Source organism: Streptomyces sp. NPDC001380 (assembly GCF_042895785.1).
Lineage (GTDB): Bacteria > Actinomycetota > Actinomycetes > Streptomycetales > Streptomycetaceae > Peterkaempfera.
Genome location: NZ_JBIAWP010000013.1, coordinates 187874 through 204826, shown reverse-complemented (window position 1 = coordinate 204826; position 16953 = coordinate 187874). Strand labels below are relative to the sequence as shown.

15 protein-coding genes and 1 rRNA gene are annotated in these 16953 nt (G+C 75.0%); 7 read left to right on the top strand and 9 right to left on the bottom strand.

What is annotated here, in order from left to right:
- Positions 1 to 92, top strand: a 5S ribosomal RNA gene (gene rrf, locus ACFY07_RS18210); the annotation flags it as partial.
- A gap of 255 nt (positions 93 to 347) precedes the next feature.
- Here rrf and ACFY07_RS18205 read toward each other — a convergent pair.
- The 7 genes from ACFY07_RS18205 to ACFY07_RS18175 form a co-directional block, all read right to left on the bottom strand.
- On the bottom strand, positions 348 to 2240 hold the full coding sequence (locus ACFY07_RS18205) for a ricin-type beta-trefoil lectin domain protein (RefSeq protein ID WP_390869619.1): 1893 nt from the start codon (positions 2238 to 2240) through the stop codon (positions 348 to 350).
- A gap of 400 nt (positions 2241 to 2640) precedes the next feature.
- Positions 2641 to 4584 carry a type IV secretory system conjugative DNA transfer family protein gene (locus tag ACFY07_RS18200; protein ID WP_390869617.1) on the bottom strand — a complete coding sequence of 648 codons (1944 nt, stop codon included), beginning with the start codon at positions 4582 to 4584 and terminating at the stop codon, positions 2641 to 2643.
- 16 nt (positions 4585 to 4600) lie between these two features.
- Entirely contained in the window at positions 4601 to 5956 is a 1356-nt protein-coding gene (locus tag ACFY07_RS18195) for an ATP-binding protein (RefSeq protein ID WP_230746816.1), read from the bottom strand.
- A 49-nt stretch (positions 5957 to 6005) separates the two neighbouring features.
- The gene (locus tag ACFY07_RS18190) at positions 6006 to 7580 is read right to left on the bottom strand and encodes an SCO6880 family protein (RefSeq protein ID WP_390869615.1); all 1575 of its coding nucleotides are present in this window, start codon (positions 7578 to 7580) and stop codon (positions 6006 to 6008) included.
- Between the two features lie 6 nt (positions 7581 to 7586).
- The gene (locus tag ACFY07_RS18185; protein ID WP_390869613.1) at positions 7587 to 8870 is read right to left on the bottom strand and encodes a hypothetical protein; all 1284 of its coding nucleotides are present in this window, start codon (positions 8868 to 8870) and stop codon (positions 7587 to 7589) included.
- Entirely contained in the window at positions 8860 to 9681 is an 822-nt protein-coding gene (locus ACFY07_RS18180; RefSeq protein WP_390869611.1) for a hypothetical protein, read from the bottom strand. Before ACFY07_RS18180 ends, ACFY07_RS18185 begins: the two co-directional genes overlap by 11 nt.
- A gap of 195 nt (positions 9682 to 9876) precedes the next feature.
- Positions 9877 to 10209, bottom strand: a complete 333-nt coding sequence (locus tag ACFY07_RS18175) for a hypothetical protein (RefSeq protein WP_230746810.1) — start codon at positions 10207 to 10209, stop codon at positions 9877 to 9879.
- Positions 10210 to 10483: 274 nt separating this feature from the next.
- Here ACFY07_RS18175 and ACFY07_RS18170 point away from each other — a divergent pair, with 274 nt between their 5' ends.
- The gene (locus ACFY07_RS18170; RefSeq protein WP_390869610.1) at positions 10484 to 11536 is read left to right on the top strand and encodes an NlpC/P60 family protein; all 1053 of its coding nucleotides are present in this window, start codon (positions 10484 to 10486) and stop codon (positions 11534 to 11536) included.
- A 373-nt stretch (positions 11537 to 11909) separates the two neighbouring features.
- Entirely contained in the window at positions 11910 to 12599 is a 690-nt protein-coding gene (locus tag ACFY07_RS18165) for a phosphatase PAP2 family protein (protein ID WP_390869608.1), read from the top strand.
- An 88-nt stretch (positions 12600 to 12687) separates the two neighbouring features.
- Here the strand turns inward: ACFY07_RS18165 and ACFY07_RS18160 are convergent, their stop codons facing one another.
- Complete coding sequence (locus ACFY07_RS18160; RefSeq protein WP_390869606.1) at positions 12688 to 13059, bottom strand: hypothetical protein; 372 nt, start codon at positions 13057 to 13059, stop codon at positions 12688 to 12690.
- 169 nt (positions 13060 to 13228) lie between these two features.
- Between ACFY07_RS18160 and ACFY07_RS18155 the strand changes: the two genes are divergently transcribed.
- On the top strand, positions 13229 to 14122 hold the full coding sequence (locus ACFY07_RS18155) for a hypothetical protein (RefSeq protein ID WP_230746803.1): 894 nt from the start codon (positions 13229 to 13231) through the stop codon (positions 14120 to 14122).
- A 285-nt stretch (positions 14123 to 14407) separates the two neighbouring features.
- Positions 14408 to 14602, top strand: coding sequence for a hypothetical protein (locus ACFY07_RS18150; RefSeq protein ID WP_230746831.1), 195 nt, complete (start codon positions 14408 to 14410; stop codon positions 14600 to 14602).
- Positions 14603 to 14716: 114 nt separating this feature from the next.
- Here ACFY07_RS18150 and ACFY07_RS18145 read toward each other — a convergent pair whose 3' ends face one another.
- Positions 14717 to 15049 (bottom strand): metal-sensitive transcriptional regulator, encoded by a 333-nt coding sequence (locus tag ACFY07_RS18145; RefSeq protein WP_304944862.1) that lies wholly within the window; start codon positions 15047 to 15049, stop codon positions 14717 to 14719.
- 254 nt (positions 15050 to 15303) lie between these two features.
- Here ACFY07_RS18145 and ACFY07_RS18140 point away from each other — a divergent pair, with 254 nt between their 5' ends.
- Positions 15304 to 15924: a DUF47 domain-containing protein gene (locus ACFY07_RS18140; RefSeq protein WP_230746801.1), complete on the top strand. Its 621-nt coding sequence runs from the start codon at positions 15304 to 15306 to the stop codon at positions 15922 to 15924.
- Positions 15925 to 15929: 5 nt separating this feature from the next.
- Entirely contained in the window at positions 15930 to 16934 is a 1005-nt protein-coding gene (locus tag ACFY07_RS18135) for an anion permease (RefSeq protein WP_390869603.1), read from the top strand.
- Positions 16935 to 16953 lie beyond the last annotated feature (19 nt).

The following is a 16953-nucleotide window of genomic DNA, read 5'->3' as shown; positions in this document are numbered from 1 at the left end:
CGCCCGGTTACATTCCGAACCCGGAAGCTAAGCCTTACAGCGCCGATGGTACTGCAGGGGGGACCCTGTGGGAGAGTAGGACGCCGCCGAACAATCATTCAAAGCCGCGGCCCCAGCGATCTGCTGGGGCCGCGGCTTTTTCGCGTCTGCGCGCGTCTGCGGGCGCGTGTGTCGGGGGATGGGGTGGGTCCGGGAGGGGCCTCGTGGCCGGGGACGGCGGCGGGGCCCCTTTCGCATGCCCGGAAACGGAACACGACCGGGTGGGGGCGACCATGACCGCCGGACGGGACGGGCCGACGGGGCGGCCGGCTGGCTTGCCCGGACCGCTGGGCTGCCGGCGCGGACGGTCAGCCCTGCAGGACGGCCGTGGCGCCCGTGCGCCAGGTCTGCTCGGTGCGGCCCTCCGCCCATGCGAGGCCCACGGGGGTGCCCGGGGTGCCGCTGGTCGTGGTGAGGGCGAAGCGGCTGTCGATGAACGGGCGGATGGAGCCGTCCGCCCCGTTCTGCCAGCGGAGGTTGCTGCCGTTGGAACCGGACACGGCGGAGCACTCCCAGATCCCGACGCCGTTGCCGGTGCTCCCCCGGGAGTCGAGGCAGAAGTCGGGGTTGGCGTAGTTGCGGATGAGGTTGTCCGAGCCGGTGTACCACTTCTGCGTGGTCGCGCCGGTGCAGGTGCTCACCACGACGTCGGCGTTCTGCGCGACGAACTGGCTGGCGACGTCGAGGCAGAGGCCGGAGCGGACGTTGACCAGCTCGCTGTAGGTGATGCCGTTGGTCGGCGGCGGGGGGACGGGGACCGACCTGCCCGGGGCCGGACGGCCGGGGGCGCCGGGGGCGCCGGGGGCCCGGCCGGTGCCGAGGGAGGGGCCCGGGGCGCCGGATGAGGCCGAGGGGCCGGGCGCCTTCGGGGAGGCCGACGCGCTCCCCGGCACCGACGCCGACGTCGGAGCCGACGGGAGGAGGGAGGCCGGGAGGGTCGTCGTCACGGTGGCGAAGGCGGTCGTGCCGGTCACGACCAGCGGGGGACCGCCGAGGGGGTCGTTGCCGCCTCCGGCCGCGCTGGTGCTGGTCGACGGGACCAGCGTCACGATGGTGGTCGCGGCGGTGGCCACGACCAACACGACCGCGGCCGCCGCTCCCGCGGCCGGGAACTGGCGGGCCAGCCGCACCAGCCGCCACCCGGTGGAGGCGGTGTCCGCGGCCCCCGCGCGGGGAGCGCCGAACGGGCCGCCCCCGCCGTCCGGCGCCCCGGACGCGCCGCCGTGCACCGCCGGCGCGTGGGCGTGGCCGGTGCCCGGGAGGCGCGGGACGCCGACGGGGATGGTCCGGCCGGTGACGGTCCTGGCGAGGCGGGCGGCGACATAGGCGGCGCCTCCCCACAGCAGGAGCCCCTCGGCCAGCACGGCGTCCGGGCGCTCGTCCATCCCCACGAGGTCGGTGAGCAGGCGGGAGCAGCGCGGACAGCCCGCGAGGTGCCGGTCCAGGTCCTCGTTCTGGTGGACGCCGGAACGGCGGGCCGCGGCCTCGACCAGGCCGCTGAAGCGCCGGCAGTCCTCGCCTGCGGAGTTCTCGGTGTGGACCTGGAGGTAGACGTCGCGGTAGGCCTCGCGGGCCTTCTCACGGAGGTAGGGGACGCTCTGCGGCTCGATGCCCAGGAGGTGCCCGGTGGCGGCGTCGTCGTCCTCCTCCACGACGGCGTGCCACAGGAGGGCCTGGGTGCGCTCGGGGAGGGAGCGGAAGCTCAGCAGCATCAGCGACCGGGACTCCGGGGATCCCGTGTCCGGGTGTCCCGCGGACGGGGCCTCCCGCTCCTCGTCGAGCCAGGCGGCGAAGTCGGGCGCGAGTTCGGCCCGACGGGTGGTGGCCGCCCATCCCGCGGCCGTCCGCTGGACGAGCATCAGGAGGTGGTGCCGCCACGCCTCCTTGGGGCCGCCGGAGGCCTGGACGGCCCGCTGGGCGGCCTGGAAGGCGTCGTCGGCGAGTTCCTCCGCCGCATGGGAGTCGCGGGTGCAGATGCGTGTGTAGGAGAGCGTCCCGGGCAGGTGGCGGCGGCGCAGCTCGTCGAGCGCCTCGTGGGCGATGGGCTCGTCGCTGCGGAGGAGCCGGGCGAGCTCGGCGTCGGGCATGGATGTGCACGGGGGTGCGTCCAGGCTGGCCTCGCCCCAGAGGGTGTCGGCGGTCCCCGCCGCGTCCGCGGTGCGGGGACGGTCGGACTGGTCGAACCGGTGGAGCTGAGACACGCTCTCGACTCCTCGTCCTGCGGCGCTCCCGTTTGCCGGTGGTGACGCGCGGCTGCGCGAAACGGTTCAGATGCGCGGCAGGATCCGGTCGGTCTCCGGTGGTGCGTGGACACCGGATCGCTCCGCCGCGGCCCGGGGCGCCCCTCGAAATCGTGGGGTTGGGGCTGACCATGTTGCTGGACTTTGCTGCCGGGTGGAAGAGGAGATTACCCGTCAGTTGCAGTTCTTTCAGAAAGGACGACAAGTTTGTGTGCAACCGGTGGCCGTGCGTGGGGTGTCCGGCCTGCCGGGGGCTCGTGTGAGACCTTTTGTCAGGGAGAAGTCCGCTTCGTCACCCCCCGTCGGGGACATGGCGCGAGCATGCCGAGTCGGCGCACCGGCCCGCCCGGGAATCGGTCCGTCAGGGCGTGTCGTCGAACCGGACCACCGCCGACGTCCCCGTCGGCGGGTGCAGGACGACCGCCTCGCCCTCGGCGGCCCCCCGGGCCGCGGCCGGACCCGGCCCCCCGGCCTCCGGCCCCGCCGTCGCCGCCAGGAGCGCCCCCACCGACGCGCCGTCCGCCGGGCCCAGGACCGTCCGGGTCGCCGCCTCCGTCCACAGCCTGTGGACGGAGCGCCCGTCCCAGCGCGCCCGGGCCTGCTCCGGGGAGCGGAGCACGGCGAGCACGGGGACGCCCTGGGCGCCGCCGCGCGCGACCAGGTCCGGCAGGGAGGGCAGCGGTGCGACCGCGCCCACGTCGTCGAGGACGGCGAGCAGTGGTGGGTCGAGCCGGCCGGCGGATGACCCTACGGCCATGCGCCGGCCGCGCTCGACCACGTCCTGCGCGAGGGCGGTCAGGAGCGGCATGACGCCGGGCTGGTGGTGGGGTGCCTCGACGGGCCGCCCCACCAGGTACAGGGTTCCCCGTTCGGACAGGAACGACTCCACGTCGAGCCGGTCCCCCGGGGACGGCGAGCAGGCCTGCAGGACGTGCAGCTCCTCCAGGGACGAGAGCGCGCCGGCCACCAGGTCCGATGCGGCGTCCCGGAGTCCGGCGCCGGAGGCGTGCGGCGCCGCCAGCACCGCCTCCAGCTCCCCGCCCCACCCCTCGGCCGCGCCGCGGTCCGTGCGCAGGACGCGCAGCGCCTCCCGCGCGCCGTGGCCGCCCGCCCAGCGGTGCACCTGGCGGAACGGCCGTCCGTCGAGGGCGGCCGCGTGCAGCCAGCACCGCAGCAGGGTGCGGGCGGCGGCGTGGACGGCGGCGGCCGCGCCTCCGCCGTGCGGCGGCGTCACGGCGTGCAGCAGCGCGTCGGCGCGGGCGGTGGCCGCCGCCGGGTCGCCGCAGGAGTCGTGGGGCGCCCACCGCAGCCGCTGGGGGGTGTCCGCGGCGGTCAGGCGCAGCGGGTCGAAGACCAGGACGGGCCCGGTCTTGCCGCGCCGTTCGGCCGTGGCCTCCCAGGCGGCGGGACCGGCGCAGGTGGCCAGGACGGGCCCGGGGGCGTGCGCGATGGCGGGGTGCACCAGCAGCGGGCCCTTGGAGCGGGCCGCGGCGGGCGGGGCCAGGACGCAGTGGCCGCGGTCGAGGGCCGCGAGGAGGGGGGTGCCGGTGGCGGTGTCGCGGCCCAGGGAGACGCCGTAGGCGAGGGGGTTGGGCGCGGTGCGGGCGCCGGGGCCGGCGAGTCCCGTGTCGGGCCGGGACCGGATGGCGGCCGCCCGGGGCAGCAGGGCGTCGAAGGACAGCGGGTGCGGCGGCGCCGGGGCGCGGGGGAGCGGCGGGGGCGGTGCGGCCTCCGGGGACCCGGCGGGGGCCGGGCGGCCTGCGGGGGCGGGGACCGGTACGGCGGGGGCTGCGGGCGCCGGATCCCCGTCCACAGCCTGTGGACGGGGGTCCGGCGCGGGTTTCGTCACTGCCGGGGCTGCTGCCGGGGCGGCCGGCGCTGCGTCCGCCCCCCGCGCGGCCCGTGCGGCGCCGCCGGCGGCCGTCCGGCTCAGGCGCGCGCGGGCGGCGTACCCGAGCAGGAGCAGCCCGGCCAGGGCCGCCAGCAGCAGGAGGAAGGCCCACCAGAAGGCCGCCGCCGAGGGCAGCGGCGCCGGCGCCCGGCCGGTGCGGGCGGCCGGGGCCCAGGCCGCACCCAGGTCGTGCGGGGCGGTCGCCAGTCGCCGGAGGGCCTGCGCGGACCGGGTGAACGGCAGGTCCCGCGGCCAGGCGCCCCGGGTGGCCAGGGCGGCCAGCCCGGTGGCCGTCCAGACGAGCGTCACCGAGCCGAGGAGGAAGGCCAGCAGGGCGACCACCGCCCCGTCGGGTATCCCGGAGCGGGGCGGCGGGGCCGGTGCGGACGGGGAGGGTGCGGGGGGACGGGTCATGGCGTTCCGGTGGGGGCTAGGCGGCCGGGTCGTCCGCGAGCTGCTGCTCCGCGCGCGTCCGTTCGGCGACCGCGTCCTCGGTCATGGCGCGGTCGGTGTAGACGAGCGGCCGCTCGGTCTCGGTGATGATGTGCTTGACGACCTGCACGTTGCCGTTGACGTCCCAGACGGCGATGCCGGGGGACAGGGTGGGGATGATCTCCACGGCCCAGCGGGGGAGGCCGAGGACCCGGCCGGTGGCGCGGGCCTCCTCCGCCTTCTGCATGTAGACGGTGCGGGTGGAGGCCATCTTGAGGATCGCGGACGCCTCCCTGGCCGCCGCGCCGTCGACCACGTCGGAGAGGTGGTGGACGACGGCGACGAAGGACAGGCCCAGGCGGCGGCCGAACTTCAGCAGCCGCTGGAAGAGCTGTGCCACGAAGGGGCTGTTGATGATGTGCCAGGCCTCCTCGACCAGGAAGATGCGCTTCTTCCGGTCGGGGCGGATCCAGGTGTGCTCCAGCCACACGCCGACGATCGCCATCAGGATCGGCATGGCGATGGAGTTGCGGTCGATGTGGGACAGGTCGAAGACGATCAGCGGGGCGTCGAGGTCGATGCCTGCCGTCGTGGGGCCGTCGAACATGCCGCGCAGGTCGCCGTCGACCAGCCGGTCCAGGACCAGGGCGACGTCCAGGCCCCAGGAGCGAACGTCGTCCAGGGAGACGCCCAGCGACTCCACCGAGGCGGGGTGGGGGTTGCGCAGCGTGTCGACGATGTCGGTGAGCACCGGCTGGCGGTCGGTGACCGCGGCGTGGACGTGCCCGTGCGCGGCCTTGAGGGCGAAGCCGGCCCGCTCCTCCAGGCCGCGGCCCATCGCCACCTCGACGATGGTGCGCAGCAGCGCCAGCTGGCCGGTGGTGGCGATCGCCGGGTCCAGCGGGTTGAGGCGGATGCCCCCGTCGAGGGCCGCCGCCGGGTCGAGCCGGATGGGAGTTATCCCCAGCGCCTCCGCGATGAGGTTCCACTCGCCGACCCCGTCCTCGCCCTGGGCGTCGAGCACCACGACCTGCCGGTCGCGGAAGCGCAGCTGGCGCAGGACGTAGGTCTTCTCCAGCGCCGACTTGCCGTTGCCGGACTCGCCGAGGACCAGCCAGTGCGGGGCGGGCAGCTGCTGCCCGTACAGCTGGAAGGGGTCGTAGACGTAGCCCTTGCCGCTGTACACCTCGCGGCCGATGATCACACCGGAGTCGCCCAGGCCGGGGGCGGCGGTGGGCAGGTAGACGGCCTGCGCCTGGCCGGTGGAGGTCCGCACCGGCAGCCGGGTGGTCTCCACCTTGCCGAACACGAAGCTCGTGAAGGCCTCGGTCAGCGCGCTCAGCGGGGACGGCATGGCGACTCCTCGGTGCGGCGGCAGGCGGGGGCGGCGGCGTGCGGCGGACTCACCGGCGGATGCCGGTGGCGAAGGGGAGGGTGTTCACGAAGGCCCGGTGGTGCTCGCGGTCGCACCACTCCAGCTTCAGGTAGCTCTTGCCGGCCGAGGCGCGGATGGTGCGCTTGTCGCGGGCCAGCGCCTCGGGTGAGCGGGACGAGACGGTGATGTACCCGACCAGGTTGACGCCCGCGGCGCCGGAGGCGAGGTCGTCGCCGCGCTGGTCGACCCGGCCGGAGTGGGCGAGGTCGCGCGGGTCGACGGTGCGGTTCATCTTGGCCGCCCGGCTGGCCTCGGCGTCGTCGTTGGTCTTCTCGGTGAGCATCCGCTCGATGGCGACGTCGGTCGGCTCCAGGTCCATGGTGACGGCCACGGTGCGGATGACGTCCGGGGTGTGGACCAGCAGCGGTGCCAGGAAGTTGACGCCGACCGGGGTGAGCGGCCACTCCTTGACCCAGGCGGTGGCGTGGCACCACGGCTCGCGGGTCGCGGACTCCCGGGTCTTGGCGGTCAGGTACTGGGGATGGGTGGCGTCCAGCTCGGCCGGCCACGCGTTCCGCCGCGACATGGCCTGGATGTGGTCGATGGGGTGGTCCGGGTCGTACATGGAGTGCAGCAGCGAGGAGAGCCGGGCCTGGCCGAGCGGCTGCCGGACCCGGATGTCGGCCTCGGCGAGGCGGGCGCAGATGTCGGTGAGCTCGCGCGCCATGACGGCGGCGATCCCCTCGTCGCCGCGGGCGCGGCGGTGCGCGGTGCGGCCCATCGCGTTGGCCTCGGCGGCCAGGTCGCGGGTGTAGTGCATGCACGCGACCAGGTAGGCCCGGTGCTGCTCGGAGGAGGTGGAGACCATCGACTGCAGCTGGTCGTAGGAGTGCTGCAGCCACGGCGGGGCCCCCGGGTCGCCGCGGCGCTCGACGTCCTTGGCGTGGGCGTCGGGGTCGGCGGGCAGGGTGCGGGCCAGCATCTGGATGCGGGTCACGAAGCCGTCGCCGTTGGCGACGTGCTTGAGGAGGGTGCCGAACCGGTCGACCAGCGCCTCCTGGTCCTCCGAGTCGCGCAGGCCCACACCGGGCCCCTCGATCTCGATGGCGGCGGTGACGGTGTGCCGGTCCAGGTGGAGCAGGACGGAGACCTCGTCGGGCCCGAACGGTGCGGACAGCCAGCGCAGCCGCCCCACGCCGGGCGGCGGGCCGACCTCCACCTCGCGGCCGTCCAGCCGGGTGCCGGCCTCCATCGCGGTCGAGGCCCAGGCGGCGCGCCCGGAGCGGACGGTGCGCCGGTAGCTGCGGTTGATCTCCGCCCACTTGTAGAAGGTGCGCTTGCGGTACGGGACGTAGACCGCGGCGAAGGCCAGGGCCGGGAGGCCGGCCAGGCCGAGGATGCGCAGCGGGAGGAGCGGGACCAGCAGGCCCCACATCATGCCGAGGAAGGCCCCGGCGATGATCAGCAGCACCTCGCCGGTCTCCCGGTTGCGGCCGATGACCGCGTTGGGCCTGGCCTTGCCGATGAGGTAGGTCCGGCGCTGGTGGACGTACGGGCTGCCGCCGTACTGCCCTCCGTACTGGCCGACGGGCTGGCTGGACACCGTCCGTCACACCCCCTTCGAGGTCGGGCTGCTGCGGTGGGCGGAGGAGGCGGGCGGCGGCGACTGCGCCGGGGGCCCGGCCGGGGCCTGGCGGCCCCCGCGGCCGGAGTGGGCGGCGATGCCGGAGCCGACCGAGCCGCCGGAGGCGGCGGCCGGACCGCCCTGGGCGCGGGCGGGGGCGTCGCCGCCGCCGCGCGAGCCGTGGGTGGAGATGCCCTGCTTCACGAAGTTCGCCGGGCCGTTGACCACCGCCTGTCCGGCGGAGACGGCGCCGGCGCGGGCCCGGCGCATGGCGATCATGTCGTCGCCGAAGCCGGGCACGAAGCGGTAGATGGCGGTGCTCGCGAAGATCGACAGGAAGAGGATCGCCAGGCCCGACAGCACCCGGGCGAACGCGTCGGACGCCCCCGCGTCGGTGGCGATCGCCCCGGCGAGGCCGAGCACGATCACGATCACCGGCTTGGCGAGGTCCACCGCGACCATCAGCCCCGCCCAGCGGCGCACGTGCTGCCACAGCTGCCGGTCGACCAGCCCGGCGTAGACGGCCGTGCCGAGCAGCGCTCCGACGTAGAGCATGGCGGCCCGGATGAGCAGCTCCAGCCAGAGCACGGCGGCGGCGAGGACGGCGACCAGCGAGACGATGATGAGGATCAGCGGGCCGCCGCCGAGGTCCCCCTTCTCCAGGGTGTCGGCGAAGCCGCCCAGGTAGGTGCCGGTGTCGGACTTGGTGCCGAGCGCGATGGCCTTGGTCACCCCGTCGGTGGCGGTGACCACCGTGTACAGGATCAGCGGGGTGAACGCGGAGGCGAGGACCGTCAGCCACAGGAAGCCGACGGCCTCGGAGAACGCCTGCTGCAGCGGCGCGCCCCGGACGGCCCGCTTGGCCACCGCCAGCAGCCACAGCACCAGGGTGAGGATCGTGGAGGCGGCGAAGACGACGGCGTACTGGCGCAGGAACGCGGCGTTGGTGAAGTCGACCTCGGTGGTGCCGTCGATCGCGGCGGACAGGCGGCGGATGACCCAGGCGGCGGCCTCGGCGCAGCCCTTGGCGAGGGAGCCGAGGGGGTCGGTGACCGTGTCCAGGGTGCCGCCGCCGGGCAGCCCGCTGCCGGTGTCGCAGCGGCCGCTGCCGGGGCCGGGCAGCGTGACGCAGGTCGGTGACGGGCTGGGCGACGGCCCCGGGCTCGGCGCCGCCAGGACGGCCCGGGCCGCGGCCAGCGCCGCGAACTGCAGGGCGGCGAGGGCGCCGCCGAGGACGCCGGCGCGGCGGAGGAGGGGGCTAGCGGGCATAGCGGAAGCCTCCGTACTGCTCGGCCGCGGACCTGATCTCGTCGGCGCTCGCCGCCCGCTGGTCGCCGTTGACCGGGGCGGGGCCCGCCTGCTGGCGGAAGTCGGCGACCTTCCAGTCGCCGCCCGCCCACCGCAGGGTGAGGGTGAGGGTGAACCAGTTCTCGGCGACGGGCTGGGTGGAGCCCTGTCCGGCCAGGCCGATCAGGCCGTTGCTCCACACCGCGACGCGGGCGCCGTCGCCGCCGTACTGCTCGGTCCTGGTGCCGACAGGGACGGTGCGGCTGATGAAGGTGAGGCCGGCGGGTGCGGCGCCGTGCTCGTCGAGCCCGTACCGGGCGGCGGCGCCCTGGGCGAAGGCGTCGTCGAGGCGGCGCTGCAGGGCTGCTGCGGCGGCGGGGTCGGCGATGGCGGCGACCACCGAGTGCCGCGTGCCGGGGTCGAACATCCCGGCGGAGCCGAGGGCGACGGCGTAGTTGGCGGCCGCGGACTGGGCGCCCTGGTCGGTGCGGGGGAAGCCGGTCGGGATGCCGCCGGCCGTGGTGGTGTCGACGGGACGCCGGCCGGTGGCGGCGGTGGGCGCGGCCCCGCCGCCGGAGTCGCCGGAGCCGCCGCCGGAGGCGGTGCCCGTGCCGCTGCGCGGGACGGGCTTGTCGCGGTTGGCGAAGGAGATGGCCACCACCAGCAGCACGAGGACGGTCATGACGGTGAGCAGGGTGCGCAGGGGGCGCGGCTGCCTGGTCGGCGGCGCGGAGGGCAGGTCGCCGACCGGGAGCCGCGTGCGGGTGTGCGGCTGGTCGTCCGACAACGACACGGCGGGCCCTCCTGGGACGAAGGAAGGAGCAGCCCCGGCGGGCGGACCCGGGGCACGCGGTGGCAACAGTGATGGATGGTGGTGGACGGGAGCGGCGGTCACAAGGGGCGCATGACCGGCGTCCGGGGGCAGGGCTGCGGGACGTGTGCGCTGTGGGAGGGCGCAGCGCCCGCTGCGGGATGACTCATCAGATCGTCAGATGGCCATCCCGTAGACAATGGTGAACAGGGTGCCGAGCGAACCGATGATGAACACGCCGGTGAGCCCGGCGATGATCAGGCCTTTCCCCTGTTCGGCGCTGAAGGTGTCCCGCATCGCCGTGGCACCGATGCGCTGCTTGGCCGCACCCCAGATCGCGATCGCCAGGCAGCCCAGGATGGCCACCGCCATGACCACCTCGACCATGACCCGCGCCTCCGCGCCGAGACTGGCGAACGGGCCCCAGTCGGGCGCGATGCCGCCGATGATCGTGTTGATGTCGCCCTTCGAGGGCGCCGCGCTGAAGTGGTCCGCAGACTGGAAGGTCATGTTCTCTCACCGCCTGATCAGGCATTCAAGGCCCCGCACCGGCTCCGGGCGAAGGGACGGGGACTGTTCTTGGCCAGATTTGGTGTCGACTTGGCTGTTTCCGGGGGATGTGTCGTGCGGTGCGGGACGTGTCGGCCACGATGGTCCGTGGCGCGGCACCCTGTAGAGGATACCGCTCACTCCTCGTACCTCTGATGATTGCTCAGAGCAACTCTCTGCCGCACACTGTGCGGTGGCGTCAGTCCGTCGACCCGGCATGTGCAGGGGGCATGTGATGGTACTCCGCAGGTCCCTCGCCGTGGCCGGGGCGGCAGGGGTCGTCGGGCTCTCCTTCGTCGGCCTGGTCGCCGTCGGCACCTACGCCGCCTCCGGGCCCGCCCCCGCCGGCACGGCGGCCCTCGCCCCCGGCACCGTGCCCGCCGCCTACCAGGGCCTCATCCAGAAGTGGGGCACCCTCTGCCCCGAGCTCAGCCCGCCGCTGCTGGCCGCCCAGCTCTACCAGGAGAGCGGCTTCGACCCCACGGCCGTGAGCCCCGCCAAGGCCTACGGCATCGCCCAGTTCATCCCGGCGACCTGGGCGAGCCACGGGGTGGACGGCAACGGCGACGGCAACCGGGACATCTGGGACCCGGCCGACGCCATCCCCTCCGCCGCGTCCTACGACTGCGCGCTGGCCCGCGACACCCGGGGCGTGCCCGGCGACCGCGTCGCCAACATGCTCGCCGCCTACAACGCCGGCCCGTACGCGGTGATCAGCAACGGCGGCGTCCCCCCCTACGCCGAGACGCAGGGGTACGTGCGGCGCATCCGCTCGCTCGCGGCGAGCTTCACCGCCGCCGCCGGCCCGGTCGGCTACTCCGCGCAGGCGGCCGGGGCCATCTACTTCGCCCAGGGCAAGCTCGGCACCCTCTACCTGTGGGGCGGCGAGGGACTGCCCTCCCAGGGCGGCCGCTTCGACTGCTCCGGCCTCACCCAGGCCGCCTACGCGACCGTCGGCATCCGGCTGCCCCGCGTCGCCAACGACCAGTGGTACGCGGGCGGGCACCCCGCCCGCGACCAGCTGCGCCCCGGGGACCTCGTCTTCTTCGCGCACGACCTGAACGACCCGCGCACCATCCACCACGTCGGCATCTACGTCGGCGGCGGCTACATGATCAACGCCCCGCACACCGGGGCCGTGATCCGCTACGACCGGATCGACACCCCCGACTACATCGGCGCCACCCGGGTCACCTCCGGCGGCGCCGCGGCCCTTCCGGCGCGCGGACGGGACGGCACGATCGCCAACGGGTCCGGCGCCCCCGCGGGCCCTCCGGCGAGCAGCTGACGCCCGGTCGGGCCCGGGCGGCCGGCCGCCGCGCACCGGGGACCCCGGGTGCGGGCCTCCCCGGGCGGGTCCCTGCGGCAGGGATCCGTGCGCGGCTGGCCCGTCCACGGTGGATCCGTCCGCGCCGGTCCCGTCCGCAGGGGTCCTCTGCCGGGCCCGTCCGCCGAGCGTCCGTGTGCGGAGGGTCCGTGTAAGGGAGGCGTGTGCGGCCAGTCAAGTTTCCATAACACTGCGCTCCGCGCGGAACGGCGGCCCCTCCGCACGGCGTTCCGACAGCGGGACCGCCGTGGCGTGTCCGCCGCGGCGACGCGGGACCGAACAGGCACCACACCCGGCCGGACAGCCGACCGGCGGGCGGAAGAGGAGGTACGGCGTGCCGACGCTGCAGGCTGACGGCTCCAACCCCGACGTCGGCCTGCTCTACGACGTCAACGGCCTGGCCCGCGACGCGCCGGGCTGGGTGGACACCGCCGTCTCCTGGGTCGGCGAGTACGGCATCCTGCTCGGCCTGCTGGCGCTCTGCGCCACCGCCTGGCTGCGCTCCCGGCGCCGCCCCGACGCCCCCGCCGCCGTGGCGGCGGTCCTCTGGGCCCCGCTGGCCGCCGGCGTCGCCGAGGTCCTCAACATCCCGGTCCGGGCCCTGGTGGCCAGACCGCGCCCCTTCGTCGACCACACCGGGCTGGACGTCCTGGTGAGCGGCAAGAACGACTTCTCCTTCGCCAGCGACCACGCCACCATGACCATGGCCGTCGCGGTGGCCCTGCTCCTGGTCGAGCGGCGCCTCGGGCTCCTGGCCCTCCTGTTCGCCCTCCTCGAGGGCTTCTGCCGCATGTACATGGGCGTGCACTACCCCAGCGACGTGCTGGGCGGCTACGCCCTGGGGACGGCGGTGGTGCTGCTGCTCGCCCCGCTCGCCACGGCCGTCCTGGTGCCCCTGTGCCGGTCCGTGTCCCGCTCCGCCGCCCGTCCGCTCGTGGCCGCCGCCCCCGGACGCCGGGAGCGGCCCGCGGCGGCGCCGTACGACAGCGGGAGCGGACGCCCCGGGTCCGGCATGGCCGCCTGACCCGGCCACGCCCGGTCCCCGCACGCCGGAGCGCGGCCGCGGGAGAGCGGGAGGCCCCGGGAGAGCGGGAGGCCCCGGAGGGGCGGGGTCAGGCCGCCGCGTGCTCGGCGGCGTCCCGGCGGGCCCGGTCGCGGGACCGCCGGGCGGGGGCGTACCAGCCGCAGCTGCAGCGGGCCGTGCAGAACGAGCCGTTCTCCGTCACGTCCACGCGGTGCCCGGGACGGTCGCCGGCCGGGGGGAGCCCGGGCGGCGGCACGGGGTCGGCGGTCCGGACGGCGCCGGAGGCCCGCGCGGACCCCGGCGGCGGTGTGCCGACCAGGGCGGCGGGGCCGCGCAGGGCGGCGGGGTGCGGCGGGAGGGGGCCGTCGGGGAGGAGGCCTGTGGAGAGGGGGCCGGCGGGGGCGGGGCCGGGGGCGGCGGGCCGCTCGGCGACCGGCCGACGGCTTATGGCACGGGGCACGTACCTCACGGTAACCCCGGCGCGTCCCCGGACGGACCCCGGGTCGTAACCCCGGTCCGGTCCCGTCGTTAGCCGGTGGGGACTCGTCCGCGGCCACGGACGGAGCCCCGGCACGGCAAACGGCAGCCATCCGGGACACGGGAACAGGACCACAGGGGGCTCAGAGCTGATGAAGCGTCGGGAACGCGGCACCACCGACCGGGTGCGCCGCTCGATCGGTTCCGCAGGGGCGGCCGCCGCCCTGCTCGCGGCGCTGGCCGCCACGGCCGGCTGCACCGGCGTCGGCGGCGGCGGGACGGCCGCACGGTCACCGCAGATCTCCTCGGACCGCCTGGCCGACGACCCCCTCACCGCCGTCCGCAGCGCCGCCGACATCACCGGCCACTCCGGGTCCGCCCGCACGGCCACCCGCCTGGTGACGAAGTCGCCCGGCAAGAAGGCGGAGTTCCGCGGCACCGGCGTCTACGACTACGCCAAACGCGTCGGCACCGTCTCCGTCGTGCTCCCGCCGGGCGCCGCCACCAAGGGCCTGATGAGCGAGGTGGTCACGCCCGGCGTCGTCTACCTGAAGAACAGCGGCGCCAGGGTGCCGGCCGGCAAGTGGGTGAAGGTCCCCGTCGGGCAGCTCTCCGACGGCAACCTGGTCAGCAGCGGCAGTACCGATCCGGCCACCGCCGCCGGCGCGCTGCGCGGCGCCCGGACCGCGTCCCTGGTCGGCACCGAGACGGTCGGCGGCACCTCGCTGAAGCACTACCGCGGCACCCTCGACCTGGCCGCGGCGGCGGACGCCACCGGCGGGCCCGCCGCCGAGGGGCTGCGGGTGGCCGCCCGCGCCTTCACCGTCAAGCAGGTCCCGTACGACGTCTGGCTGGACGACCGGGGACGGCTGCACAAGGTGGTCGAGGTGTTCACTTTCTCCTCGGTGCCCGGCTCGACCGCGAAGCGGGACCGGGTGACCGTGGTCTCCACCACGTCCCTGTCGGACTTCGGCAGCCCGGTGCAGGCCGCCGAGCCGCCCGCCTCCCAGGTCCTCACCACGAAGGCCCTCGGCGGCTCCCGGTGAGCAGCTCCCGCTGACCCGTCCGCGCCCCGGCGCGCGCCCCGGCCCGGGGTCCGCGCCGGGGCGCACCCGTCGCCGGCCCCTCCCGGTGCGCCGCCGTGGCCGGGACACGTCGGAGGGGTCCTTCGGGTGGGGTGCAAATGGCCCGTCCGTGCCATGTGGAGCGGGCCCGCGCTGCCTACCCTGGTAGGGGCGGGCCGTCTGCCGTGCGGGCGTGCGTCCGCCTCCGCACCACCGGGACGGGCGGGGGCGGCGACGCGAGGGGTCGACGACGAGGAGGTGGTGTGCGTGACGTCTCCGCGCCGAGCGGGTGTCCACGACCACGTGGCCCTCGACGAGATCGAGATGTGCGGCGACCTGATGATCGCCGCCTCGTCCAGCGGGGAGGACCGGTTGACGCCGGCCAGGATCGACGAGGTGCTGAAGGTGGCGCGCCCCGACGGACCCGACCCGCACCGGGTGCCCCTGCCCCGCAACGCGTAGCGCGGCGGCCGTCCGGTCCCGCTGCCGAGGCCGCCTGCCAGGGCCGCCTGCCCGGGCCGTGGCCCGGCCGGCGGTGCGGCCGGGCCGCCCGGTCCGCCTCCGCGGCCGGGCCCGTCAGGTGCGCAGCAGCCGGGCGATCGCCGCCGTGGCCTCGGCCACCTTGGCGTCCGCCTCCGGGCCGCCCTGCTCCACGGCGGCGGCGACGCAGTGCCCCAGGTGCTCCTCCAGCAGGCTCAGCGCGAAGGCCTGCAGCGCCTTGGTGCCCGCGGAGACCTGGGTGAGGATGTCGATGCAGTACACGTCCTGCTCGACCATCCGCTGCAGGCCGCGCACCTGCCCCTCGATGCGGCGCAGCCGCTTCAGGTGCTCGTCCTTGCGCATGCTGTATCCGTGCGGGCCGTGCGGGCCGTCACCGGCCGGCACGGGCAGCTCCTCCGACGCCGTCATGCCCCCAGGGTAGAGGCGCGGCTCCCCGGGGGTAGGGGCACGGCGTACGGGCAGCAGATCACGCAACGGTATCCACCGGTGCACGAGGGGGGCGCTCCGCCGTGGCGTCCGGCACACTGAGGGGCGCCCGCCCTCCGGAGGGAGCACGGGACCGGCGGCCTGCGGTACGGGGGTGCGCCGCCACCCGGTTTGCGCGTTCCGCGTCCCTAGCGCCTAGCATCGACAAGTCCGCACCCTGCACACCGGAGATTTCTGTGCGTTTTCGTCTGACCCCACGGGAGACGAGCTTCTACGACATGTTCGCCGCCGCCGCGGAGAACCTCGTCACCGGCTCCAAGCTCCTGCTCGAACTGCTCGGCTCCGACGTCGCCGCCCGCTCGGAGATCGCCGAGCGCATGCGCGCCGCCGAGCACGCGGGCGACGACAGCACCCACGCGGTCTTCCACCAGCTGAACTCGTCGTTCATCACGCCCTTCGACCGCGAGGACATCTACTCCCTCGCCTCGTCGCTGGACGACATCATGGACTTCATGGAGGAGGCCGTCGACCTGGTCGTCCTCTACGACGTGCAGCAGCTTCCGCAGGGCATCGAACAGCAGATCGAGGTGCTGGCCCGGGCCGCCGAGCTCACCGCCGAGGCGATGCCGAACCTGCGGACCATGTCCAACCTCACCGAGTACTGGATCGAGATCAACCGGCTGGAGAACCAGGCCGACCAGATCCACCGCAAGCTGCTCGCCCACCTCTTCAGCGGCCAGTACGAGGCGATCGAGGTCCTCAAGCTGAAGCAGATCGTGGACGTCCTGGAGGAGGCGGCCGACGCCTTCGAGCACGTCGCGAACACGGTCGAGACCATCGCGGTCAAGGAGTCCTGAGCACGGTGGACACCGCCGCACTCGTCGTCGTCGTCGGCGTCGCGTTCCTCTTCACCTACACCAACGGCTTCCACGACTCCGCCAACGCCATCGCCACGTCGGTCTCGACCCGGGCGCTGACCCCGCGGGCCGCGCTCGCCATGGCGGCCGTGATGAACCTGGCCGGCGCCTTCCTCGGCGAGGGGGTGGCCAAGACGGTCTCCAAGGGGATCATCGAGACCCCCACGGGCAGCCAGGGCATGACGATCCTCTTCGCCTCGCTGGTCGGGGCGATCACCTGGAACCTGGTCACCTGGTACTACGGCCTGCCGTCCTCCTCCTCGCACGCCCTCTTCGGCGGCATGGTGGGCGCGGCGCTGGCGGGCGGCACGGACGTCATCTGGTCCGGCGTGGTGGAGAAGATCATCATCCCGATGTTCCTCTCCCCGGTCGTCGGCCTGGTCGTCGGCTACCTGGTGATGCTGGCCATCCTGTGGGCGTTCCGCCGGGTCAACCCGCACAAGGCCAAGCGCGGCTTCCGGATCGCCCAGACCGGCTCGGCGGCCGCCATGGCGCTCGGCCACGGCCTGCAGGACGCCCAGAAGACCATGGGCGTGGTGGTCCTGGCCCTGACCATCGCCGGGGTGCAGGAGGGCAGCACCATCCCGGTGTGGGTGAAGGTCTCCTGCGCGCTCATGCTCTCGCTGGGCACGTACGCGGGCGGCTGGCGCATCATGCGCACCCTCGGCCGCAAGATCATCGAGCTGGACCCGCCGCAGGGCTTCGCCGCCGAGACCACGGCGGCGGGCATCCTCTACACGACCGCCTACCTCTTCAAGGCGCCGATCTCCACGACCCATGTGATCACCTCGGCGATCATGGGCGTGGGGGCCACCAAGCGGGTGCGGGCGGTGCGCTGGGGGGTGGCGCAGAACATCGTGATGGGCTGGTTCATCACCATGCCGGCCGCCGCCCTCGTGGCGGCGGTCTTCTACTGGATCACCCACGCCCTGGTGCTCGCGGTCACCTGACCGCCGCCGGCCGCCGGCG

Coding starts and splice junctions, on each gene's coding strand:
- ACFY07_RS18170 (WP_390869610.1), top strand. CDS start 10,484: ATGGTACTCCGCAGGTCCCTCGCCGTGGCCGGGGCGGCAGGGGTCGTC.
- ACFY07_RS18195 (WP_230746816.1), bottom strand. CDS start 5,956: ATGCCGTCCCCGCTGAGCGCGCTGACCGAGGCCTTCACGAGCTTCGTG.
- ACFY07_RS18185 (WP_390869613.1), bottom strand. CDS start 8,870: ATGCCCGCTAGCCCCCTCCTCCGCCGCGCCGGCGTCCTCGGCGGCGCC.
- ACFY07_RS18145 (WP_304944862.1), bottom strand. CDS start 15,049: ATGACGGCGTCGGAGGAGCTGCCCGTGCCGGCCGGTGACGGCCCGCAC.
- ACFY07_RS18175 (WP_230746810.1), bottom strand. CDS start 10,209: ATGACCTTCCAGTCTGCGGACCACTTCAGCGCGGCGCCCTCGAAGGGC.
- ACFY07_RS18200 (WP_390869617.1), bottom strand. CDS start 4,584: ATGACCCGTCCCCCCGCACCCTCCCCGTCCGCACCGGCCCCGCCGCCC.
- ACFY07_RS18155 (WP_230746803.1), top strand. CDS start 13,229: ATGAAGCGTCGGGAACGCGGCACCACCGACCGGGTGCGCCGCTCGATC.